This is a genomic window from Bergeyella porcorum (assembly GCF_042427575.1).
Taxonomy (GTDB): domain Bacteria; phylum Bacteroidota; class Bacteroidia; order Flavobacteriales; family Weeksellaceae; genus Bergeyella; species Bergeyella porcorum.
In genome coordinates this window covers 78,377-101,365 of the sequence record NZ_JBHMFD010000001.1, presented here as the reverse complement: position 1 = coordinate 101,365, position 22,989 = coordinate 78,377, and the positions used below count along the sequence as shown (strand labels likewise).

Below are 22,989 nucleotides of genomic sequence, written 5' to 3'. Positions count from 1 at the left end.
TATTTTTAATCTATGGTTTTCTTAGAATCTTGTATTAGCTCTTGTAGCTCTGCCAGCTCTTGTTTGGTGAGTTCTCTCCATTGCCCTATGGGCATATCCAAATGGATATTCATAATGCGGATGCGTTTTAGTTTTTTCACTTCATAGCCCAGATATTCACACATACGGCGAATCTGTCTGTTGAGTCCTTGTGTTAAAATAATCCTGAACGATAAAGTATCCAATTGCTCCACTTCGCATTCCCTTGTGATGGTATCCAAAATAGGAACCCCTTTACTCATTTTTTCTATAAACTGTGGCGTGATGGGCTTATTAACCCTCACAATGTATTCTTTCTCGTGATTATTCCTTGCCCGGAGAATTTTATTCACAATATCACCATCGGAAGTCAGGAGAATCAGCCCTTCGCTAGGCTTGTCCAATCGCCCAATGGGAAAGATGCGTTTAGGGTGATTAATAAAATCTACAATATTATTTTTCTCCCGCTTGGTATCTGTGGTGCAGACTATACCAATGGGTTTATTCAGAGCAATGTAGATATGCTCATCTTTAGGTTTAGAGATAGACACGCCATCTACGCGAATGTCATCTTTAGCAGAAACCTTGGTACCCAACTCTGGTATTTTTCCATTGATGGTAATTCTGCCTTCTTCTAATAGCTTGTCCGCTGCTCTACGGGAACAATAGCCCACTTCAGAAAGGTATTTATTAATGCGTATTTCCATTACAAACTTTTATTACTGAATAGTACGATACCATAGGAAAAACCTATGAAAGCAAACTTATCTTGACCTAAATCATAGAAATCCAACGAGAGCTCCATTTTCTGCCCCAGCTGGCGTCTATCCCCTACTTCTATTTTCCCTATGCTAAGCCCATACCAATTGCCCATTGAGGTAAGGTTTCTATTTTGCTTTTTACCCCATTTGAAACTGAGAAAATTAAAATCTTCATTTTCTGGTGCTCCAATAAAAAAATAAGGCTGAATGTTATAACCCAACAAATGATAATTAGGCGTAATATAACTGTACCGAAACCCTCCACTGATGGCCAACCAAGTCAAGGGTTGCACCCCCATCTGAGCTCCAAGACCTAAAGTGAGGTGTTTTTCACTGTCTTCATTGGTGCCTATTACGGAAGCTAAATCAAACCCTATATGAGCTGAACCCTCTGTAAATAAGCCCAATCTGTAATCTTTCTGTTGGTTTTGAGCATTCAATTGAAAAGATAATAATATCCCAAAAAAGAATAAACCTTTGTTCATATTCAAATCTAAAAAATTACAATACTTCTACAAAACTAAGACATTTTTATGAACTGAAAAACTATTATTCAGAATCAAGTGTATTAAGATAAAATCTAAAAAAATAAAAAAGCTGCTCTATAAAAGAACAGCTTTTTTGTTAATATTTTTTTGGAAATTACTCTGCTAAGATAATTCCTTTTTCATTGTTAAATTCCACCACACCACTTTTAATAGGATAAGAAAAAACAGAATCTTTCTCATCTTCTTTTGTGAAAAATTTAGCATAATCTTCTTGGATAGCATTGGTATAAAGCTTCACTTTACCAAACCCCAATGAAGATACAATAGCGGCGTGATTTTTCATAATGTGAAATTCTCCAGACTTCCCAGGAAGCAAAACAGAATCCACTTCACCTTCAAAAACAACCGTTTCGGGGGTTAAAATTTTTATGTTCATATTTCAGATTTTAAGAGAAATGAGAAAAGAAAAAAGAGAAAATTGTTCACTCTTTTTTCTTTAATTCAATTTTCCAATTAAGCGTTTTCAGCCAATAATTTTTCTCCGTGCTCAATAGCTTCTTCGATGGTTCCTTTCAAGTTGAAAGCCGCCTCTGGATATTGGTCTAGTTCACCATCAATAATCATATTAAATCCTTTGATGGTATCTTTGATATCTACCAACGCTCCTTTAAGACCAGTAAACTGCTCTGCTACGTGGAATGGCTGAGATAAGAATCTCTGTACCTTTCTAGCACGATATACTACCAATTTGTCCTCTTCAGAAAGTTCTTCCATACCAAGGATGGCGATGATATCTTGCAACGCTTTATATCTTTGTAAGATTTCTTTTACTCTCTGTGCACATTCATAGTGTTCGTTTCCTAAAACTTCTGGCGTCAAGATTCTAGATGTAGAAGCTAGTGGATCTACAGCAGGATAAATACCTAACGATGCAATCTTTCTATCCAATACCGTGGTAGCATCCAAGTGAGCAAAGGTAGTTGCTGGAGCTGGGTCTGTTAAGTCGTCCGCAGGTACATATACCGCTTGTACAGAAGTAATGGAACCGTTTTTAGTAGAAGTAATTCTCTCCTGCATAGCCCCCATCTCTGATGCCAAAGTTGGCTGATAACCTACCGCAGATGGCATACGCCCAAGAAGTGCAGATACCTCAGAACCCGCCTGTGTAAAACGGAAGATATTATCTACGAAGAAAAGTACATCTCTACCTTGCCCTTCACCATCCCCATCACGGAAATACTCTGCAATGGTAAGACCAGAAAGGGCTACTCTTGCTCTTGCACCTGGTGGCTCGTTCATCTGCCCGAAAACGAAAGTACATTTAGACTCTTTCATTTCATCAAGATTAGCTTTAGAAAGATCCCATCCACCTTCTTCCATAGAGTGCATAAATCCTTCACCATACTTAATGATACCAGATTCTAGCATCTCTCTCAAAAGGTCATTTCCTTCTCTAGTTCTTTCCCCTACTCCTGCGAATACAGAAAGACCACCGTGTCCTTTTGCGATATTATTAATCAACTCCTGAATCAATACGGTTTTACCTACACCAGCACCACCAAACAATCCAATCTTACCACCTTTTGCATAAGGCTCGATAAGGTCGATTACTTTGATACCTGTGAATAAAACTTCTGCAGAAGTTGAAAGTTGATCAAATTTTGGAGCTTCTCTGTGAATTGGCAATCCGCCATCCTTAGAAAGTTCTGGTAACCCATCAATAGCATTACCTACCACATTGAAAAGTCTTCCATAAACTCCTTCACCCGTAGGCATTGTAATCTGAGTACCTAAGCTTACTACTTCTTGTCCTCTTTGTAAACCATCGGTAGCATCCATCGCGATACATCTTACAGAATCTTCACCGATGTGCTGTTCTACCTCAAGAACAAGTTTTTCACCATTATTTTTTGTTACTTCCAGTGCATCATAGATTTTTGGCAACTCCCCTTCATTGGAGAATACCACATCGATTACTGGACCAATAATTTGAGAAATTTTTCCTTTAATTTGGTTTGCCATTGCTAAATTTTTTCTTGTGTGCAAATATAATGAAAGTCTGGTAATCTACAACTACATCAAAAAAGATTTTTATCATATTTTTATCTGAAATCTGAAAAAACTCTATCCAAAATAAAACCGCACGCCCAGAAAAACTTTATTTTTTTTATTTTTGCGAATAAAAATTCTGGTTTGAATATCTTTCACAATATTTCTAATTACCAATCTCGCAACCCTTTGGCATTGTCCTTAGGGATGTTTGATGGGGTACATCTTGGGCATCAAGGGCTTATCAACGGGTTAAAACATATCGCCTGCGAAAAGGGGCTAGAACCCAGTATTCTTACTTTTTGGCCACACCCAAGATTAGTTTTTAATCCCAACGAACCTCTAAAATTACTGAATACCATACAGGAAAAAACAGATTTACTCCAAAAATTTGGCGTTCAGAATTTGTTTTTACAATCCTTTGACGAGGCATTTAGAAATCTATCAGGAGAAGCATTTGTAAGGGAAATTTTAGTAAAAACCCTCAATGTAAAACATCTTATCATTGGCTACGACCATACTTTCGGAAAAAATAAAAGCGGAAATTTTCAGTTGCTACAGCAGTTAGCCCCAGAATTGGGTTTTGAAGTAGAACAGAAAGAAGCTATCAATCTGAATAATGCCAACATTTCTTCTACCAAAATTAGAACAGCTTTATGCGAAGGCAATATTCTAGATGCTAATGAGATGCTAGGATACCCCTACCCCATTACAGGAACAGTGGTGCACGGGAAAAAATTGGGCAGAACCATAGGTTTCCCTACCGCTAATATAGCAACAGACCCACTGAAACTACTTCCTAAAAAGGGAGCTTACATTGTAGAGGTTTTGATAGAAGGAATTTTTTATAGAGGAATGCTAAGCGTGGGTACCAATCCTACGGTAAATGGGGAACAACTCACGGTGGAAGTTAATATTTTAGACTTTAATGGTGATTTGTATGACAAGGAAATTACCGTAAAATTTAGAGCCTTTTTACACGAAGAAATAAAATTTGAAAATTTAGACCAACTTATAGAAAAACTAAAAGACGACCAAAGGCGTACCGAAGAATTTTTCACACTAGCACAATAGCATTATTTTCAGAATTTTAACCAACATTATAAATATCTAGTCCGAAAAATCTCTTGATTTTAGAGTTGGTTAAGAGCTTTTATGATGCTTTTTTTTTTAAATTTGCCCGAGATACGAATTATGGAAAAAAATACAAAACAGAACACTACAAAACCAGAAGTTACCACTCCTAAAACTTTATCCAAACCCCGAATTTTTTTCGGATTGTTGTTTATCATCACTTCAGTGATTTTTACAATATCTTTTGGCTCTTATCTTATCAACTGGCAAGCCAATCAAAGCCAAACGGGAGCTATGCTAAACAGAAGTGTAGAATCTTCTAATCTCATTGGGAAATTAGGCGATTGGCTTGGAAATATTTTCATTTTTGATAGTATAGGGATTGCAGCGTTCATCGTGGCATTTCTCCTTTTTATGATAGGAACTTTAATCCTGAAGAAGAAGTATTTCAAACCTTGGAAAACCTTTGGACACTCTCTATTTTTCATCTGCTGGTTGCCCATCTTCCTAGGTGCCATTACCCAAGGTGAGGGCGTGCTAAGTGGTGTCTATGGCTTTCAAGTGATGGATTTTTCAAGTTCCATTATTGGTAAATTTGGACTATGGATTATATTAATAACCAGTATTTTACTTTATTTTGTTTTGGAGTTCAATCTGCGTCCAAGTGCTGTAAAAGCTCAACTAAACAACATCAGCGAGAGCACAATGAGCAAAATGAAAAACATCTTGCCAAGCTCGGAAAAATTTGATGCAGATGAAGAACTAGATGAACTTCAGCAAAATGCTATTCAAGAGACTCATCAGCCCGCCTCTACACCTATTGAAAATATTAAACCAGCCGAAACCATTACAGAAACTCCCCTCTCTGAGCCAGTGAGTGTACCGATGGATTTTCCCAAAGTTTCGGTAACGGATAATGCTATAGAACCCGTAAAAACGCCTAACAAAACCAGCTATGAAACTGAAACTAATACCATTGATATTCTAGTAGAACCTGCATTAGGAAATACTACGCCACAGCCATCAGCAAGCACTACCGATGATGATATTGATTTTCAAGTGGAAGTTGCACCTACCATCGATCTAATAGAACCTGATGATATTGAACTAAAATCTGAAGAATTGGTAAAAGAATATGGGCTTTATGACCATAAATTGGATTTAGCAGGGTATCAATTTCCACCAATTGAATTGCTGAAAGATTATGGCAATGAGGAGATTTCCATCAATAAAGAAGAATTAGAAGAAAACAAGAATCGTATCGTAGGTTTACTGAAAAACTTTAATATTGGTATTTCTCAGATTAAGGCAACCATAGGCCCTACTGTAACGCTTTATGAGATGGTTCCAGAAGCGGGTATCCGCGTAGCAGCCATCAAAAAACTTCAAGATGACATTGCCCTCAACCTCTCCGCATTAGGCATTAGAATTATCGCACCTATGCCAGGAAAAGGTACCATAGGGATAGAAGTTCCAAGGAAAAATCCTACAATGGTTTCTATGCGAAGTGTCATCGCTTCACAAAAATTTCAAAATACCGATATGGACTTACCTGTGGTATTCGGGAAAACCATTTCCAATGAAATCTTTATGGCAGACCTTGCTAAAATGCCTCACCTCCTGATGGCAGGTGCTACGGGACAGGGTAAATCGGTAGGGATTAATGCCATATTAGCATCTTTATTGTACAAAAAACATCCGAGCGAACTGAAATTTGTAATGGTGGACCCTAAAAAGGTAGAACTATCACTTTACTCCAAAATTGAAAGACATTATCTGGCAAAACTACCCGATACGGATGAAGCTATTCTCACCGATAATTCTAAGGTGATTAATACCTTAAACTCACTTTGTGTAGAGATGGATACCCGCTACGAACTTCTTAAAAATGCTTTCTGTAAAAATATTAAGGAATACAACAAGAAGTTCTCCGAAAGAAAACTCAATCCCGAAAACGGACACCGCTACCTTCCTTACATTGTATTGGTGGTGGATGAGTTTGCAGACCTCATTATGACGGCGGGCAAAGAGGTAGAGCATCCTATCGCCCGTTTGGCTCAGTTGGCAAGAGCGGTAGGCATTCACCTTATCGTGGCTACCCAAAGACCTTCTGTGAATGTGATTACAGGTATGATTAAAGCCAACTTCCCAGCCAGAGCTGCATTCCGTGTGATTTCTGGAGTGGATTCCAAGACCATCTTAGATTCCCCAGGTGCCGACCAGCTCATCGGTAAAGGAGATATGCTTTACTTCAATGGTAATGATTTGATTCGCTTACAATGTGCTTTTATTGATACACCAGAGGTAGAAAAAATTGCCGAATTTATAGGCTCTCAAAAAGCTTATCCATCTGCCTTTATCCTTCCAGAGGTAGCATCAGAAGATGGTGGTTCTAGTGCAGGTGGCTTTGACCCTAATGAAAAAGACGCCCTCTTTGAAGAAGCCGCCAGAATAGTGGTTGGCACACAGCAAGGGTCTACATCTATGCTTCAAAGACAACTAAAATTGGGCTACAACCGTGCAGGAAGAATTATGGACCAATTGGAAGCTAGCGGTATCGTAGGCGGATTTAATGGTGCTAAAGCAAGAGAAGTCCTCATTACCGATTTAAACTACCTAGAAGAGTATCTGAAAAACTTGAAGGAAAATTTTTAACATTTATTAATATTTAATGGAATAATTATTGAGGACTTGATGTAAAAGCAATTAACATCAATCTAAAAATCAATAAAATGATAGCAATAACTAAAAAAATAACCCTCGCTACTTTATCTTTTGGAGCTGTTGCTCTGGCTTTTGCACAGAAATCTGATGCGAAATCTAAAACCCTTCTAGATGCCGTAGCCAAAAACTACAAAGCCAATAAGAATACTTACTTTAAGTTCTCCTATGGTACGGGCAATAATGGTAAAGTGTCTAAAACCCAAACAGGGATTTTCTATACCACGCCTTCACAATATAAACTCAAAATAATGGGTGTGGAGCAAATCTTTGATGGTACTAAAGTGTATAACATTAGCGATGAAGACCAAGAAGTAACCATCGCAAAAGCCAACGGTAAGGAGATGATGTTTTCGCCTACCAACTATCTTAGCAGCTATTCTAAAGAGTATAACGCCAAATACATTGGTAAAAAAACGGTGAATGGCGTGAGTACAGATTTGGTTCAGTTAACTCCCGTGAAGAGTAATGGCATCAAAAATGTCTATCTCTATGTGAATGCAGCAAAGAAACAATTGGTAAAAATAGAGCAATATGCAACCAATAATGATGTGGCGGTAATTGCTGTAACCGACTATAAAACCAATCAAAACTTAGCCGCTGATATGTTTAAATTTAATAAAAATCAATACAGCAACTATCTGATTACAGAATTGTAATCGTGAATTTAATACCATATTAAGTCACAGAGTATCGCACTTTGTGACTTTTTGATTATTTTTGTGCCGATGAAGATATTAGACCGCTATATTATCAAGACTTTTTTCGGGCCGTTTTTATTCATTTTCAGCGTTCTGTTTTTCATTTTCATTGTGAACATCATCTGGATACAGATGTCACAGTTTATGGGAAAGGGACTCAGCGTTTTTGAAATTATCAAACTGCTATTTTATATGGGGGTAAGTGTGGTTTCTATGGTATTGCCACTTACCATCTTGCTGGCTTCCATTATGGCATTTGGAGACTTAGGAGAACGCTATGAGCTTGCTGCTATGAAAGCCGCAGGGATTTCTCTTACCAGAGTAATGCTGCCACTTTTTATATTGAACATTATCCTTTCGGTGGTTTTATTTTTCTTTCAAAATAACATTACGCCAGATTTTCAGCGGAAGGCTAAAAATATGCTCTACAATGTTGCTGCTACCAAGCCAGCACTCAACTTTACACCAGGGCAGTTTATCCATCAGATTCCAGAATATGCCGTGAAGTTTGATGAAATCTCTGGGGAAAATGGAGAGTTTCTCAAAGGCATCTATATTCACAAATCTGCTAATATCTTTGAAGACCAGAGAGCCTTTGTAGCCAAAAGTGGGCGATTTGCAACGCCTGAGGATAAAAATTTTCTAAAACTAAAGCTTTATGATGGCTATATCTACGATGATGAATTCCGAAACAAAGACTTTCGCGAACGCCTGAAACAGCCTAATCAATCGGTAAAGTTTGATACCTTGGTATTGCATTTTGACATCAGTGAATTGATAGATAAAGCTTTGGAAAAAGAACAGATTACGGATGATTATCGTTTTAAATCTTATGCCGAACTTGATGAAAGTATTGCAGAAAAAAGAAAGGAGAATACCGAAGTAATGAAAGGGCTATCTTCTTCATTAGTTAGCAATGCCAATGGCTACATCTACTCCATAGAGAACACACCTAAATCCACATCTAAAGCAGAACAGCAATACAAGCTAGACACCATTAAAAAGCAGAAAAAATTAGACGCTCTACTGATGGCATACAATAAAGTAGGAACTCAAATCAATGATTTGGAAATCAAGAAAGGAGAGATAGAGGGTGTTGTAAAACAGCATAATAAGATGATTATGCACCAGCAAAGAATTTTATCTTATTCTTTTACTTGTATTATTTTCTTCCTTATTGGTGCCAGTTTGGGAAGCATCATCAGAAAAGGAGGAATGGGCGTTCCAGTTGTAGTTTCTGTGGTGATTTTTATTATTTTCCATACAATGAACCTCACGGTGGAGAATATCGCTTGGAAAGGTCAAATGAATCCATACCTAGCGGCGTGGCTTCCTAATATGATTCTTTTCCCGTTCAGCATTTGGCTTACAATGAAAGCCCTTACAGACTCACAGTTGTTTGATATAGAAAAATATAAAGTGTTGCTAAAACCTATTCTATCCAAATTTCAAAAGAAAAAGGAACACCAAAGGTATCTTTAAGTGTTGAGTGTTAAGTTTTGAGTTTTGAGTTTTGAAGAAAGAAGAAAGAGAAAAGACCAACTTAAAAAGTTTTAAGTGTTGAGTGCTGAGTGTTGAGTTTTTGACAAATTACCCCTTAAACCATCAACCGACAACCAACAACTATCAACCAATTTAAGTTTTGAGTTTTGAAGTTTTCTCTAACCTCTAAAATCTAGCGTCTAATATCTAATATCTAACTTCTAAAATCTAGCGTCTAACATCTAACGATTGTAATCTAAAAAACAAAAAATCCACCTTTCCGAAAATCAGAAAGGTGGATTTTACTTTATGCCGATTATTGATCTGCTTTTGGTTTTGCCTCTGGCTTTGGAGGTCTTGGCAAAAGCACTTTACGGGATAGCTTCATTTTCTTTCTATCATCATAGCCCATAAACTTCACTTCTACCTCATCGCCTTCGCTGTATGGTACTTTTTCGGTGCGTTTCCAGTCTATTTCAGAGATGTGAAGCAAACCTTCGGTTCCTTTTGCCAACTGAACAAAAGCACCAAAATCCATTATCTTCACTACTTTTCCTTTGTAAACTTCACCCACCACTGGCACGAAGGTAATCTCATTAATCGCTGCAATAGCTGCATTGATTTTCTCTCTATCCGTTCCAGCAATCTCAATGCGTCCAATCTCGCCAATTTCCTCAATAGAAATCACGGTATCGGTATCTTTCTGAAGTTGCTGAATGATTTTACCACCAGGTCCTATCACGGCACCAATAAAGTCTTTTGGAATTTCTAAAATTTCCATTTTCGGAGCGTGAGGCTTCACATCAGCTCTTGGCTGGTCTATGGTCTTCAAGATTTCGTTCAAAATGTGGATACGCCCTTCTCTAGCTTGGTTAAGAGCCGTTTCCATAATATCCATTGTCAATCCTTGGATTTTGATATCCATCTGGCAAGCGGTGATACCATCTGCCGTTCCTGTTACCTTGAAATCCATATCGCCAAGGTGGTCTTCATCTCCTAAAATATCTGAAAGTACGGTAAATTTCCCTGATTTAGGGTCAGTAATCAATCCCATTGCGATACCAGAAACGGGCTTGGTGATTTGCACCCCTGCATCCATCAATGCCAATGTCCCTGCACAAACGGTAGCCATAGAAGAAGAACCATTGGATTCCAAAATATCTGAAACCACACGAATGGTGTAAGGGTTTTCCTCTGGAATCATATTTTGTAATGCTCTTTGAGCTAGGTTACCGTGCCCTACTTCCCTTCTTGAAGTTCCTCTCAAAGGTCTTGCTTCCCCTGTGGAGAACGGTGGGAAATTGTAGTGTAAGAAGAATTTCTCATCATAGTTGATGGCTACAGAATCCACCATATTGGCATCTTTCATAGAACCTAATGTAACGGCAGTAAGAGATTGAGTCTCTCCTCTGGTAAAGATGGCAGAACCGTGTGCTCCTGGTAGATAATCTACCTCTGACCAAATTGGGCGGATGGTTTTAGAATCTCTACCATCTAGACGGATACCCTCATTCAAAATCATTTGTCGCATCGCTTCTTTTTCCACATCGTGGTAATATACTTTAGCGAATGGCTCTACTTCTTCTCTTTCTTCTTCGGTGTATTGAGAAAGGAATTCTTCTAATACAGCCGCAAATTTCTCGTGTCTTTCCTCTTTAGCTGAAGGTACTTTGGCTACATTATAAACCTTATCATAGCACTCTGCCCACACTTTTTGGCGAATGTCTTCATTGTGCACCTCGTGCTCGTAGGTTCTTTTCACTTGAGAAGAAGGGATTCTTGCTGCCAAACGCTCTTGGGCTTCAATCTGTACTTTAATCTCTTCGTGAGCGTACTTAATGGCTTCCAGCATTTCGGCTTCGGAGATTTCTTTCATCTCGCCCTCCACCATTACGATAGAGTCTTTGGTAGCCCCTACCATAATGTCCAAATCTGCTTTCTTCAGGTTTTCGATGCTTGGGTTAACGGATAGTTCTCCGTCTATACGCACCACTCTTACCTCAGACATAGGCCCATTGAACGGAATATCTGTAATGGCGATAGCGGCTGATGCTGCCAAACCTGCTAAGGCTTCTGGCATTACTTCCTTATCGTAAGAGATTAGGGAAATCATCACCTGCACTTCTGCGTGGAAATCATCTGGAAATAGTGGACGCAATACCCTATCTACCAACCTCATTGTAAGCACTTCGTCATCAGAAGGCTTGGTTTCTCTACGGAAGAAATTTCCTGGGATTTTACCTCCTGCGTAGAATTTTTCTCTGTAATCTACGGTAAGCGGAAGGAAATCCACACCGGGGTTGGCATCTTTATTTGCCACTACGGTAGCCAATAGCATTGTACCACCACATTTTACTACTACAGAGCCATTGGCCTGCTTAGCCAAACGCCCTGTTTCTATGGACACCTCTCGTCCATCTTTCAATTGAAATTTTTCAATAATTGCTTCTGGAGCATTCATAAAATTAAACTGTCTTTTGCACTCCGTATTGAGTGCGTTATAATTTAAACTCTTTAAATTTTCGTGTGCAAAGATAAGGTTTAATTGTTAAATATCCGTGAGGAATGTGGGAATAATTAAAACACTTTTCATTTACAATACTATGAAACCCAATAAAGTCATCAACTTTTGTCTAAACGCTCTGTATATTATCCATAAAAAAAAGGAGAACTAATGCTTCTCCTTTTTTTTCACTTGTTTTATACCTGCTCTTCTATGATAGGATTTTTTATGGTATTGTAACCTCCTATTCTTTCGCCTTGGTGCTTGTCTATCCCTGTATAGTTGAGACTAGAGTCTTCATAGCGTTTGAATTTGAATACCGCATCGTTCATCAGCTTGCCGTTGAATACGCCTATTTTCTCCAATAGCGTAAAGTCTTCTACCGTAAGCCCTGTTACTTTCTTAAACAACTCTGGCTCTAGCTTGGTAATCACGTCTTGCAAAGTCTGCTCTCTATACTCCGAAAGATACATAAACACAGGAATACGCTGGGCAAATTTCATCAACTTTTCTTGAATCTGCTTCCTCCTGTTTTTCACTTCTTTTTCCTCTTCGGAAAGTTCTTTTTTCTCTTTTGGGGTCAGTTCTGTACCTTCTTCGGTTTTTTCTTTTTTGGCTTTCTTGATGCTTTCGGATTTATTGATAATCGTCTCCAACTCTTCACCAATGGCACGAAAGCCTTCTATACTCTCCAAAGCCCTCAGGGCTTCTTCGTTATTCATCAGGCGTTGTAGGGTCACATTATCTACATTCACGAGCAAGGCACTCTGCCATCTTTTTGCCAATAAAGTAGCCGTGGTTCCGCTGGTGGTAAGGTCTAAAATCTCTTCGGCACTTATCTCTGTCATAGCACTACCATCATACGCCAATATTGGCAAAAAGCGGATAAACTCTGCTACCTTCTGCTCTGGGCTAACTCCCATATCGCTATTGAGCTGGTTGCTATAAGTAGCTACTTGATTCAAGGCTCTGTTGGGCGAAAAATCAAACACATAGCATTCTTGCTTCACGATTTCTTCGCGGTTGGGCGAGTTTTTATCTGGGTTTTTCACCACCCACGGGGTCTGCACTCGGAAGATGGCTTGGAAATAGGTCTCTGGGCTGGCCATATTCCTCAATACGAAAATCCCCGACCAAGGTGCTACGGATACCCCTGTGGTAAGCTTGCCACAAGAGAGTGTAATGGTTTTGGTTTTCAGTGGCTCGCCCATTGCTTTCTGCACGGGTACTAGGGCTTCTACTCCTATCCCTGCCTTTGTTCCTGCACTTACTATTATTTCATAATCGTGGTAAAAACTATTTTGCTTTTGAGCCAAGAGGTTTGCCATTGCGTAGCAAGAGGCTACATTAGGCAAAAACCAAAAGGTATGCTGCAACGAAGGAAGTAAACGAATATCAGAATACGGCATCGGTGGGCGTGTTCTTTGTTTTAGAGCGTCTTCTATGGTGTTCTTATATTGCCCTCTGATGATATTGAGCCAATCTTGCACTTCATTTTCATACTTAAACTTTGCATTCTTACCACTACCCTCTGCAGAGAAGAATACATTAAGGTCAAACTCATTAAACTCGCCTTTTTGGGCAATCTGGCGAATATGCTCTGGCAACTGATAGGTAAGCATCATTAGTCTTGGTAGGGAGGCATAGGGGTTTTTACCCACCTCATCATTCCATTCTTCTTTGGCTTTTTGCTCATCGGAGTATGTCCAGTTGAAGATTTGCTCTTCTATAAACTCTCCCGAACCAATGGCACGGAATGGCGTACCAGAGAGATAGAGATAGTGCTTGGTAGTAATCGGTAGGAGTTTTTCATCAAAATAATCAGGATTATCCATATCCATTTCTTCCATTTCTTCTTTTACCTCCTTATACTCTTTTTTCTCATCGTTATTAAAAAGGTCTTTGGCATTGTCTCGCCACGCGCCGTAGTGGTATTCATCAAAGATGACACAATCCCAATCCTCGCTATGTATCCATTCGTTATGAATTTTGATACCGCCTGTTTTTGAGTCTTTTCCTAAAACATCTTGGAAGGAAGCAAAATACACAAATGGGCGTTGGGAGTCTAAGCCTTCCTCGCTCAAATCTTCTTCTTTTTTGGAGGCAAATTGCCAGTCTTTAAAATCTATATGCGAAAGCAAATCTTCTCGCCAAGCAGATAGCACGGCAGGCTTGAAGGTGAGCACCAAAAGTTTTTTCCAGCCCATTTCTAGAGCCAATTGGTAAGCGGCAAAAGTTTTTCCGAAACGCATTTTGGCATTCCAAAGAAAATGTGGCACTACGCCCTCTTCTTTCTCAAATGAGCGGAAGTAAGCTGCGGTTTTCTCCACTGCGGCTTTTTGCTCTGGTCGCATTGGGAAATCTGCGGTGCGTTTCTCTATATTGACGATACCTTTTTTCTCGGCTAGTATGGCTGCTTTCACCTCCTCTAGCGTACAGCGGAACCACTCGCCTTGGTCTTGTATAACGCCCATCTTTTTCAGTTGGCGATGTATGGCGTGGTCGTCAAAAAACGAACCATCTTCTCGCAGGGCTATTTCCTCTAATACTATTTCCCAAGACTGGCTCGGAAGTTTCACGGCTTCCATCTGCTGTCTTACTCGGTCTTCTGCCTTTCGCTCGGTGTAGCCTACTTTTAGCATACCCTCAAAGCGGGTATCGGTATAGGCGTATATTTTTGGTATTCTTTGTTCTTGAAACATTTTTTATTTAAAGTTTAAGGTTTAAGGTTCAAAGTTTGAGATTTAAGGTTTGAAGTTCCACGCCTCAACTTCCTTTCTTTGCTTGTGCTAATCTTTGTTTGTTAGCATTATTGGTTTCTTTTACCAGCTGGTTAAGAGACGCTATAAATGCTGCCGTCTCGGCGGTAGGCAATGCTATGCTGTGGGCAAAAGCACGGAGTACAATCTCCTGATATTGCTCATCTGTCTGTTTGCGTAGGTCTTTGGAGTTTTCCGTTGGCTGGGCAGAGAGCGAATCGGTACGGTCGGCAGTAAGTTTCTTATATTTTATATTAATTTCCTTGAGGGAAGCCAGTGCATCGGTAAGCCCTAAGACTGTAAGATGAGGCGTATTCTCTTGTTTTTCAAGGTCTGTCAAAAGGCTTTCTATATGCTGAGTCTCTTGCCTCTGGGGCAAACTCTGGATGCCTATATAAGGCTTGGTAAGTATATACAAAGCATTGGCAGCCTCTTTACGAGGGGTGAGCGGACTTTTTCGCTCGTTCTTGAAAGCCGTCAGTAGATACACCACCAGCTCATCTCTTTGCTTGTCTAAGACTTCCAGCTCTTGGGTTTCCTTGCTGATTTTACTCTTCTTGGCAAGGTCTGTCAGTTTAGCAATATTTTGCTTGAATTTATCAAACAAAGCCTTTGGTATGCCTAGTTTCTCTATAGTAGCAGTAGTGATGAGAATTTCTGTATTGCTCAAAAACTGCGTATATTCGGCGTTGTTTAGTCGCCCTAACTTAATGTCTTCTATTTTTGTAATCATAATTAATGGGGTTTAAGGTTGATGGTTCAAAGTTTAAGGTTGAAGGTTCCCCCTTCGGTGGCTTCCTTCGGGGGCTGGGGCTTTTTGCCTTCTGAAAATCATTTCGTGGATTAGCGAAAGTATTTTTTACTTCCTGAAAACCGTTTCGCCAATTGACGAAAGCATTTTCCTATGCCTGAATCCCTTTTCGCTGACTGACGAAAGTGTTTTTGCCTACTGAAAGGTCCTTTCGTGTATTTTTCCTTTCATATTTTTCTATACATTCTATTAATACCTTGTATGCCATATTGAAGTTATCTTTTTGTTCTTGTAAGGTTGGTATTTGCTTAATTCCGTGAAATAAGTTATTCCTATATCTGTATATAACATATAGCACAGCTTTCAGCTTGTCTTCTTTACTTGATTCCTCTCCTGAAAATACCTTTTCACAATGAGTTTTCATTTTTTCATCTCCACCTCCAGTTCTAAAGTTTAAATTTTTAAATTTTTCAGCATCAGCATATCTCTCCTTCATATAGTCAAAAACTTCGTTAAGTATATTATCATCAAAAGATTTCTTCACTTTCTTTATAACATTTTCTATACTGGCTTTATTCGCATTTTCCTCACAACATCTGTTTTCAAATAAACTCCAAAGAATGAGAAAGTTCCCCACCATCTCTAAATCTGCTGAATAAGTTTTACCATCATAATAAAAATTACTATCTATCAATTTTAATATCTTACCTTGTAACTCTTCTTTTGTTATCATCTCTCTTTTTTTTAAAATTTTACTCCATCGGTCTTACCATTTTTTCTATATAGGCGATTTCTTCTTCTGTTAAACCATATTTCTTATACAACTCTTCATCTGTCCAAGGTTTTGAAAAATCTTGCATCGGGACAAATTCATATACTTTCCTCGTAGCATGTTGTGTGTTTTTCTTTAACAAAATCAAAAATCTAAAAAATCTTGTTTTCATATAGGTTATCACATTCTCACATCTTTGTTGATCCCTAAAAGGTCCTATCACCAAATAGGTTTCTGTACAACAAGAATTAGGCTCTCCGTAGAAAGGTTTATTAAATACTTGATTGGGAAACACATTCATTATTCCATAAGCATAAGATATATACACTTTATGAGTGTCTATCCAATGCTGATTTTGAGGAATATCATTTCGCTTGAAATAAGCTATTCCTCCATTTTGATATAATTTTATATTCTCCTCATTTTTGTAAGGATTAGCATTTCCTTTTACCGTAGAAGCTAATCCAAAAGGCTTTCTTGAGCTGACTACCTCCGCAAAGGATTTTTCTTTCAAGGCTTGTACTTTTCTTAAAATCGGTATAGCTTCATTATATCTGATAAAGACCTCTATCCCCTCTTCTCTCAAAGGGCGTTTTAATTCCGAAATCACCTCTCCTTCTTCATAGGTTTTCACCAAACAATCGCCTTGGTAATCGCTTTGCCAAAGGAAAAAGTTTACTCCTCCTGCTATACCTACCCCTGGGAAAACATCCTCCGAAATTGGATAATCGTGTATTTCTTTTAGCCTTTTGTCATTCAGCATTTCATCTCTAAACTCATCTAACCCCTTACCTCCTGCAAACCAACGGCTGGGCGTAATCATTACCAAGTAATGTGGATTGAGCTTAATGGCTTGTTGAATAAACTTTTGGTAGATTGGCATAGCACTAGCCTTATGTCCCCCATCACTCAACTGGTAAGGTGGGTTTCCTATAATAACATCAAATTTCATATCGGTAAAAGGGTTTTTATTGTGTATAAAAGCGTAGGCGTGTAAGGATAAGCCTTCACGGTTTTCGTCTCCTAATTCTTTTTCTGTGGCACCGCAGTAGGTGCATTTTCCTCTACTATCCCAAGTGTGGGCTACCTCCTCAAAGAAAATATTGCCCTCTGGGGTATCAAAGTCAGCAATAGCATATTTGTGATGGTTAGCGGTTTTGGTGCAATAGAGGGTGCGGCGGGTGAGCAGTGCGGTAAGCTCTGTAACCCCTATACCATAGAGCTGGTTTTTCATAATATGGTTGATCCGCTCTTCCAAAACTGGGAATTGCTTTTCCAAACCTACCAAAAGGCGTTTGGCAATCTCTCGTAAGAAAACGCCACTTTTGGTAAAGGGGTCTAGAAACTTAGCATCGGGATTGCTCCATAGGTCTGGTGGCAACATATCTAGCATCTGCTGTGCAATGTGTGGTGGGGTAAACACTTCGTCGTTGCTTAGGTTTGCCAAGCAAGTGAGCACATCTGGGTTGTAGTTGAGTTGGTTCATCATTGGTTTAAGGTTTAAAAGTTTAAGATTTAGGGGCTAATTCGAGATAATGGGTGTCTGGTGGGGGATTGTCTTGCTGCAATTCTCCAAATAAAGACTGCATACCATCTTTTACATTGGAGATTTCTCTAAAATCAAAGAAATTGCGGGTTACCATACCTGCCTCTCCCATTGTCCAATGGGTAAAAATGATGGGGTTGCCATCTGAGGTGGTGTAGTCTAAGGCATTGCCACAGATGATATTCTGCGATAGGATATAGCGGAGCCCACCTTCCATCTGAGGGAAAGTGTGAATCTCTTGGTATTTTTTAGGATAATATTTTAGGATAAGGGCATAGAGCCGCTCTCGGCATTCGTGGGCGTTGTCTTCTAATAGTTCTACACCATAGAGGCTACTCACCGCTTCGATGAGTTTTTGCTCAAAGCTCACCCTCGTTTGCCCATAATGTTTTTTTACCAAAGCTAGCTTTCGCTCTAAGATTGCCACAAGGAAGTTTCCCGAGCCACAGGCTGGCTCTAAGTAGGTGGCAGAGATTTTTTTATCAACCGTGATGAAGTTTTCCCAAACCAAATCTAGCATTGCATTCACCTCTCTCTCGTTGGTGAATACTTCTCCGTGGTCGGCTACGCGTTGTTTAGATTTTACTTGCTGCATAGCCATAGGTTCTTAGGGTTGCGAAAAGGGGAATAAAAAAGCTTTTCAAAGCCGACTGCAACCGACTTTGAAAAGCTCTAAATCTCAATAGCTGAGTAAATGGACATAAAAAAGCCCCGCAAGTGAAACCTGATGCTTCGCCTACGAGGAGTGTATGTTCGCTTTCGCGAAATTTCGGAAATTTATCTAAGTATGAACGCTGAACGCTGAACGCTGAACGCTGAACGCTGAACGCTGAACGCTGAACGCTGAACGCTGAACGCTGAACGCTGAACGCTGAACGCTGAACGCTTTAGCGATAGCTAATTTACAAATTTTCAGTGAATTATACAAGTTTTTTGTCATTATTATTTTATTCTTTCTATATTACTACCAATAGTTTTTATGGTGTTGCTATTGGCATCCAAATATATGCTTTTTGGCTTAATGGACAAAATGGTTGCAAAAATCTTTGGGAAGCCTTATACTATAAACGTTATAAATGTTTAAATTGTCTTAAATTTTTCACAGGCGGAAATCACCTAAACTCCATAGTTCTTTGGCAAGAATACACACAAGGAAAACAAACCTATACCCAATTGGCTCAAAAATACGATTGTTCAATTAAAACTATTCAACGGAAAATAGATGATTATAAAATTGAAAATCATCCTAAAGAACCTCGAAAAGTAATCGTTTTGATGGATACCACGTATTGGGGCAGAACCTTTGGAGTAATGCTTTTCAAAGATGCTATTACCAAAGAAAATTTACTGAAATACTTTGTCAAAAACGAAACCAATTCTTTGTATATTCAAGGAATTAAAGAATTGCAAGATAAAGGTTTTCAAGCAGTTGCTATTGTTTATGATGGTAGAAAAGGATTATTGCAGTCTTTTGGACAGATTCCTGTTCAAATGTGTCAATTCCATCAGGCTGCAATTATTAGGCGATATTTGACTAAAAAACCAAAGTTAAAAGCGGGACAAGAACTAAGTGAAATGGTTGATTTAATGACCATTACAGATAAAGAATCTTTTGAGGGAGCTTTGGAAGAATGGTATAAAAAATGGAAAGACTTTATTAATGAAAGAAGCGTTAATTCATTGACAAACAAGAGTTTTATACTGTCCCCCAAATTTAGACCATAGTTAAACGGATTTAAGTTGATAATTGAGCTCAAATTTAATTATTTTTTGTTTTTTGAGGGTTAATTCCAATAATACTTCTTGTCCTTTCAGTTCTTCAAGGAGCGAGATGGAACTAATTTTTTTCCATCTTCTACGAGTCAAAATTAATACTTTTTATTTGATTTTTTTGAATAACATCACAATCAAAAAAAGCTACCCTATTATTGAGATAGCTTTCTAAAATTAACCGCGATCCGGACGGGACTCGAACCCGCGACCTCCGCCGTGACAGGGCGGCATTCTAACCAACTGAACTACCGGATCAATTTTTTCCAAGATAAAATTGTAAATCTTTTGCGATCCGGACGGGACTCGAACCCGCGACCTCCGCCGTGACAGGGCGGCATTCTAACCAACTGAACTACCGGATCAATTTTTATCTGTAAAGAACTTCTACTTCCGTTTTCGTTAGTGCAAAAATACATCTTTTTTTTTATTCTGCAAATATTTTTATAAAAAAAATACTTCCCAAATCGGAAAGCATTTTATTTCAGGATGTTTTTTTACAAGTGAGCGGATAATTTTTCAGCAATAGTCTCCTTTGGAGCTACACCTACAATCTTATCTACCACTTCCCCATTTTTGAAAATTAAAATTGTTGGGATATTTCTGATGCCGTACTCTACAGATACTTGCTGGTTATTATCCACATCCACTTTCCCTACAACAGCCTTTCCTTCAAAATCTGCTGCTACTTCTTCTACGATAGGACCTAGCATTCTACAAGGTCCACACCATACTGCCCAAAAATCTACCAATACTGGTTTATCTGAATCTAATACCAACTCTTTAAACGAGCTGTCTGTAATTTCTAATGCCATATTTTTATGTTTAATATTATATTTACTTCGCAAAAGTAACAATTTTAGTACCAAAAACCAATGCTATATCATCTATCTTCAACATCAGCTTTTTCTATCTTTCCTGATTTTCCTTGCAAATATCTTGTAATGCTTGTACAAAATAGTCGATATCCTCCGTGGTGGTATGATGGCTAAAAGATATTCTAAGTGGTGTGCAAGACTCCAACGCTTCATCATCCAAAATCATCATCATTACCATAGATGGTTTTGCTGCTCCAGAAGAACAAGCACTCCCTTGAGAGATGGCAATGCCTTTCATATCCAACTGCAACCCTATTAAAGGGTTTTTAAATGGCAACAATGCACTGAGTACCGTGTACAAACTTTTTTCTGAATCTCCGGACTGCCCATTGAATTTAATCCCCGGTATAGCGGCTTTCAGTTTCTCAATGGTGTAAGATTTTATTTTTTGCATATGCTCTGCATAATCTGAAAGATTATCCATACACATTTCTAATGCCTTCCCTAAGCCTACAATCCCAGCCACATTTTCTGTCCCTGCTCTTAACTCTCTCTCCTGAGCTCCACCGAGAATAATAGGTTTTAGCTTTGTAGATTTTCTTACGAAAGCAAATCCAATTCCCTTAGGCCCGTGAAATTTATGAGCACTACACGATGCAAAATCTATATTGATTTTAGAAAAATCTAAATCCAAATGTCCTACTGTCTGCACCGTATCCGAATGGAAATAAGCACCATACTTTTTGCACAACTCCCCTACTTTTTCTATATCCAGAAGGTTTCCAATCTCATTATTAGCGTGCATTAATGATACTAGCGTTTTCTTATCCGAAGATTTAAGGGCCTCTTCTATCTGCTCTAAACTTAAATCCCCATCTTTATTAGGGCGAAGATAGACTACCTCGCAACCTTTTCTTACCTTAGCATCTCGTACAGCCTCGGCTACACACTTATGCTCCATTGGAGAAGAAATAATACGCTCTACGCCGAGATGGGTAACACAAGACTTGATAATCAAGTTATTAGATTCTGTACCACAAGATGTAAAAATGATTTCATTGGGCTGGACTCTGAGATAATCAGCCACTTGTCTTCTCACGCCTTCTATAAGAGATTTTGCCTCTTGCCCTCTGCTATGGGTAGAAGATGGATTACCATAATTGAGTCTTAAAGTATCCACCATCACCTGTATCACTTCTTCTTCCACGGGCGTTGTAGCGGCGTTATCTAAATATACTTTCGTATTCATTGGATTTATATTGTTTTTTTATTTTTTCAGCCAATAAAATTAATGAAAAAATTTGAAATGACCTTCATTAGCAAAAGAAAGCATCGCTCTATCACCATAGGTATCTCCAAAAGCAATGATTTTATCATATTTCAAACCTTTGATTTCTTGCTGAATACGATTAACTTTCTCTATGCCATTACAATTTTTTGTAACGAAATTTCCCGTGAAAACTCCGTTTTTAAACTCTGCTTCGGTGGCAATTAGTTTCATTCTAAACTGCTCCGCAAAAGGTCTTACCCAGATATCTAGCGAAGCGGTAACTATGTAACTTTCCGTATCAGAATCTATATTAGCAATGAAATCCAACGCATTTTTTCTGAAAATGGCAGGATAATATTTTGTAAAAAACGCTTGAGCTTTCTTCTCTAAAACCTCTTTTTTTTCGCCTTTCAAAACCCCTGAAACCAAACTCCTCTTCACACTTTCAGCTTCTAAAAGTTTCAATTTCAAAAGAATAAATAACGGCAAATGCTTCAAAAACTGAACATAAAATCTCCCTCGATGGTAAAATTTCAAAAATAGAAACATCGTATCTTTGGTGGTAAGTGTGCCGTCAAAATCGAAGCAATATAGTTTTTTCATACGGTGGTGAAAATGATGGGAGATGAATTATAAATTGTTAATTGTTAATTATAAATTGTAAATGATAGATGAGATTTGGGTAAAAGTTAATAATTTTTAATCTTGATTTCGGCTAAAGCCAATTTGATTTTATTCTTTTAATCATTGGGCTAAAGCCCAACCCTATCCCTTCCAAATTACAGTTTCATTTTCTTAAAAATAAACTCTGGAATATTCTTAATAATCGTCATAATCAGCCACCATATCGGCAAGACATACGCTGTATTTTTTTTATTCTTATAAGCTTTATAGATGCTATTGGCAGCTTGTTTAGGTGTAGCCGTTAGTTTCGGATTCAGAGGTAAGCCTTCCGTCATTTTGGTTGCCATAAACCCTGGTTTTATGGTGAGAACATGCACTTTATATTGAAATAAATAATTCCTAAGTCCACTAAGGTACGCTGTAAATGCCGCTTTTGCTGAACCATAAATAAAATTACTTTGGCGACCTCTATCTCCAGCCACAGAAGACAACCCTATGATAGTTCCACTACGCTGGTTCTGCATTTTATGAGCAAAGTAATTGATAACAGGAATGAGCTTTGCATAGTTGATATCCACAATTCTCTCTGTATTTTTATTATCATAAAGCCCTTCTTCTGTACCCGTTCCTAAATATCCCGTAGCACAAAACAGAAGGTCTGATGACACATTTTCCAATTGAGAATAATTAATATCTTTCATTAAGTCCAAATAAATAATCTGGCTATGTTGAAAATATTTCACCTCAATATGTTTGGCAAATTTTTCTGTAGTCTCCACATTGGAGGTTAATAGGTAAATTGTAGAAAATTTTTCGCCCTCGCTCAAGACTTTTTCCACGAAAGCCTGTGCCACTTCTGAGTTGCTTCCTAAAACAATCATA

General features: G+C 38.4%; 19 protein-coding genes and 2 tRNA genes. 5 read left to right on the top strand and 16 right to left on the bottom strand.

Features of this window, described 5'->3' with window-relative positions:
- Positions 1 to 5 precede the first annotated feature (5 nt).
- The 4 genes from rluF to atpD all read right to left on the bottom strand — a co-directional run bounded on the left by rluF (position 6) and on the right by atpD (position 3,289).
- On the bottom strand, positions 6 to 725 hold the full coding sequence (rluF, locus tag ACFFUE_RS00425) for a 23S rRNA pseudouridine(2604) synthase RluF (protein ID WP_376831806.1): 720 nt from the start codon (positions 723 to 725) through the stop codon (positions 6 to 8).
- Positions 725 to 1,264, bottom strand: coding sequence for a hypothetical protein (locus ACFFUE_RS00420; RefSeq protein ID WP_376831804.1), 540 nt, complete (start codon positions 1,262 to 1,264; stop codon positions 725 to 727). Before ACFFUE_RS00420 ends, rluF begins: the two co-directional genes overlap by 1 nt.
- 157 nt (positions 1,265 to 1,421) lie before the next feature.
- Positions 1,422 to 1,703 (bottom strand): FoF1 ATP synthase subunit delta/epsilon, encoded by a 282-nt coding sequence (locus ACFFUE_RS00415; RefSeq protein WP_327984638.1) that lies wholly within the window; start codon positions 1,701 to 1,703, stop codon positions 1,422 to 1,424.
- 77 nt (positions 1,704 to 1,780) lie between these two features.
- Positions 1,781 to 3,289 carry a F0F1 ATP synthase subunit beta gene (gene atpD / locus ACFFUE_RS00410; RefSeq protein ID WP_327984639.1) on the bottom strand — a complete coding sequence of 503 codons (1,509 nt, stop codon included), beginning with the start codon at positions 3,287 to 3,289 and terminating at the stop codon, positions 1,781 to 1,783.
- A 171-nt stretch (positions 3,290 to 3,460) separates the two neighbouring features.
- Here atpD and ACFFUE_RS00405 point away from each other — a divergent pair, with 171 nt between their 5' ends.
- The 4 genes from ACFFUE_RS00405 (at position 3,461) to ACFFUE_RS00390 (ending at position 9,294) form a co-directional block, all read left to right on the top strand.
- Entirely contained in the window at positions 3,461 to 4,390 is a 930-nt protein-coding gene (locus ACFFUE_RS00405; protein ID WP_376831801.1) for a bifunctional riboflavin kinase/FAD synthetase, read from the top strand.
- Between the two features lie 120 nt (positions 4,391 to 4,510).
- Entirely contained in the window at positions 4,511 to 7,045 is a 2,535-nt protein-coding gene (locus ACFFUE_RS00400; RefSeq protein WP_376831799.1) for an FtsK/SpoIIIE family DNA translocase, read from the top strand.
- A gap of 77 nt (positions 7,046 to 7,122) precedes the next feature.
- Positions 7,123 to 7,770, top strand: coding sequence for an outer membrane lipoprotein periplasmic chaperone LolA1 (gene lolA1, locus ACFFUE_RS00395; RefSeq protein WP_376831797.1), 648 nt, complete (start codon positions 7,123 to 7,125; stop codon positions 7,768 to 7,770).
- A gap of 69 nt (positions 7,771 to 7,839) precedes the next feature.
- Positions 7,840 to 9,294 (top strand): LptF/LptG family permease, encoded by a 1,455-nt coding sequence (locus tag ACFFUE_RS00390; RefSeq protein ID WP_376831795.1) that lies wholly within the window; start codon positions 7,840 to 7,842, stop codon positions 9,292 to 9,294.
- 316 nt (positions 9,295 to 9,610) lie between these two features.
- Here ACFFUE_RS00390 and ACFFUE_RS00385 read toward each other — a convergent pair whose 3' ends face one another.
- The 6 genes from ACFFUE_RS00385 to ACFFUE_RS00360 form a co-directional block, all read right to left on the bottom strand.
- A complete protein-coding gene (locus ACFFUE_RS00385) occupies positions 9,611 to 11,755 on the bottom strand; it encodes a polyribonucleotide nucleotidyltransferase (RefSeq protein WP_376831793.1) in 2,145 nt (714 codons plus the stop codon).
- Between the two features lie 239 nt (positions 11,756 to 11,994).
- Positions 11,995 to 14,499, bottom strand: coding sequence for a GIY-YIG nuclease family protein (locus ACFFUE_RS00380; protein ID WP_376831791.1), 2,505 nt, complete (start codon positions 14,497 to 14,499; stop codon positions 11,995 to 11,997).
- 64 nt (positions 14,500 to 14,563) lie between these two features.
- Complete coding sequence (locus tag ACFFUE_RS00375) at positions 14,564 to 15,289, bottom strand: DUF6261 family protein (RefSeq protein ID WP_376831789.1); 726 nt, start codon at positions 15,287 to 15,289, stop codon at positions 14,564 to 14,566.
- A gap of 169 nt (positions 15,290 to 15,458) precedes the next feature.
- On the bottom strand, positions 15,459 to 16,040 hold the full coding sequence (locus tag ACFFUE_RS00370; protein ID WP_376831787.1) for a hypothetical protein: 582 nt from the start codon (positions 16,038 to 16,040) through the stop codon (positions 15,459 to 15,461).
- A gap of 19 nt (positions 16,041 to 16,059) precedes the next feature.
- A complete protein-coding gene (locus ACFFUE_RS00365) occupies positions 16,060 to 17,568 on the bottom strand; it encodes an Eco57I restriction-modification methylase domain-containing protein (RefSeq protein ID WP_376831785.1) in 1,509 nt (502 codons plus the stop codon).
- A gap of 19 nt (positions 17,569 to 17,587) precedes the next feature.
- Positions 17,588 to 18,220, bottom strand: coding sequence for a DNA methyltransferase (locus tag ACFFUE_RS00360; protein WP_376831783.1), 633 nt, complete (start codon positions 18,218 to 18,220; stop codon positions 17,588 to 17,590).
- Positions 18,221 to 18,540: 320 nt separating this feature from the next.
- On the opposite strand from ACFFUE_RS00360, the gene ACFFUE_RS00355 reads away from it, so the two are divergent.
- Positions 18,541 to 19,350, top strand: coding sequence for an IS256 family transposase, variant Zn-binding type (locus ACFFUE_RS00355; RefSeq protein ID WP_376831781.1), 810 nt, complete (start codon positions 18,541 to 18,543; stop codon positions 19,348 to 19,350).
- A 229-nt stretch (positions 19,351 to 19,579) separates the two neighbouring features.
- Here ACFFUE_RS00355 and ACFFUE_RS00350 read toward each other — a convergent pair.
- From ACFFUE_RS00350 to ACFFUE_RS00325, 6 genes are all read right to left on the bottom strand, one after another.
- Positions 19,580 to 19,653: transfer RNA gene (locus ACFFUE_RS00350), tRNA-Asp, on the bottom strand.
- Positions 19,654 to 19,686: 33 nt separating this feature from the next.
- A tRNA-Asp gene (locus tag ACFFUE_RS00345) sits at positions 19,687 to 19,760 on the bottom strand.
- Between the two features lie 132 nt (positions 19,761 to 19,892).
- The gene (trxA, locus tag ACFFUE_RS00340) at positions 19,893 to 20,210 is read right to left on the bottom strand and encodes a thioredoxin (RefSeq protein ID WP_327984761.1); all 318 of its coding nucleotides are present in this window, start codon (positions 20,208 to 20,210) and stop codon (positions 19,893 to 19,895) included.
- 94 nt (positions 20,211 to 20,304) lie between these two features.
- Complete coding sequence (locus ACFFUE_RS00335; protein WP_376831778.1) at positions 20,305 to 21,462, bottom strand: cysteine desulfurase family protein; 1,158 nt, start codon at positions 21,460 to 21,462, stop codon at positions 20,305 to 20,307.
- Positions 21,463 to 21,501: 39 nt separating this feature from the next.
- Positions 21,502 to 22,086, bottom strand: a complete 585-nt coding sequence (locus ACFFUE_RS00330) for an HAD family hydrolase (protein WP_376831776.1) — start codon at positions 22,084 to 22,086, stop codon at positions 21,502 to 21,504.
- 176 nt (positions 22,087 to 22,262) lie between these two features.
- Positions 22,263 to 22,988, bottom strand: coding sequence for an SDR family NAD(P)-dependent oxidoreductase (locus tag ACFFUE_RS00325; RefSeq protein ID WP_376831774.1), 726 nt, complete (start codon positions 22,986 to 22,988; stop codon positions 22,263 to 22,265).
- Position 22,989 lies beyond the last annotated feature (1 nt).

Excerpts from the sequence above, each read along its gene's own strand:
- ACFFUE_RS00365 (WP_376831785.1), bottom strand. The coding sequence starts at position 17,568 with ATGATGAACCAACTCAACTACAACCCAGATGTGCTCACTTGCTTGGCA.
- ACFFUE_RS00400 (WP_376831799.1), top strand. The coding sequence starts at position 4,511 with ATGGAAAAAAATACAAAACAGAACACTACAAAACCAGAAGTTACCACT.
- lolA1 (WP_376831797.1), top strand. The coding sequence starts at position 7,123 with ATGATAGCAATAACTAAAAAAATAACCCTCGCTACTTTATCTTTTGGA.
- ACFFUE_RS00415 (WP_327984638.1), bottom strand. The coding sequence starts at position 1,703 with ATGAACATAAAAATTTTAACCCCCGAAACGGTTGTTTTTGAAGGTGAA.
- ACFFUE_RS00370 (WP_376831787.1), bottom strand. The coding sequence starts at position 16,040 with ATGATAACAAAAGAAGAGTTACAAGGTAAGATATTAAAATTGATAGAT.
- ACFFUE_RS00420 (WP_376831804.1), bottom strand. The coding sequence starts at position 1,264 with ATGAACAAAGGTTTATTCTTTTTTGGGATATTATTATCTTTTCAATTG.
- ACFFUE_RS00390 (WP_376831795.1), top strand. The coding sequence starts at position 7,840 with ATGAAGATATTAGACCGCTATATTATCAAGACTTTTTTCGGGCCGTTT.
- rluF (WP_376831806.1), bottom strand. The coding sequence starts at position 725 with ATGGAAATACGCATTAATAAATACCTTTCTGAAGTGGGCTATTGTTCC.
- ACFFUE_RS00325 (WP_376831774.1), bottom strand. The coding sequence starts at position 22,988 with ATGATTGTTTTAGGAAGCAACTCAGAAGTGGCACAGGCTTTCGTGGAA.
- ACFFUE_RS00375 (WP_376831789.1), bottom strand. The coding sequence starts at position 15,289 with ATGATTACAAAAATAGAAGACATTAAGTTAGGGCGACTAAACAACGCC.
- trxA (WP_327984761.1), bottom strand. The coding sequence starts at position 20,210 with ATGGCATTAGAAATTACAGACAGCTCGTTTAAAGAGTTGGTATTAGAT.
- ACFFUE_RS00330 (WP_376831776.1), bottom strand. The coding sequence starts at position 22,086 with ATGAAAAAACTATATTGCTTCGATTTTGACGGCACACTTACCACCAAA.
- ACFFUE_RS00380 (WP_376831791.1), bottom strand. The coding sequence starts at position 14,499 with ATGTTTCAAGAACAAAGAATACCAAAAATATACGCCTATACCGATACC.
- ACFFUE_RS00385 (WP_376831793.1), bottom strand. The coding sequence starts at position 11,755 with ATGAATGCTCCAGAAGCAATTATTGAAAAATTTCAATTGAAAGATGGA.
- ACFFUE_RS00335 (WP_376831778.1), bottom strand. The coding sequence starts at position 21,462 with ATGAATACGAAAGTATATTTAGATAACGCCGCTACAACGCCCGTGGAA.
- atpD (WP_327984639.1), bottom strand. The coding sequence starts at position 3,289 with ATGGCAAACCAAATTAAAGGAAAAATTTCTCAAATTATTGGTCCAGTA.
- ACFFUE_RS00360 (WP_376831783.1), bottom strand. The coding sequence starts at position 18,220 with ATGCAGCAAGTAAAATCTAAACAACGCGTAGCCGACCACGGAGAAGTA.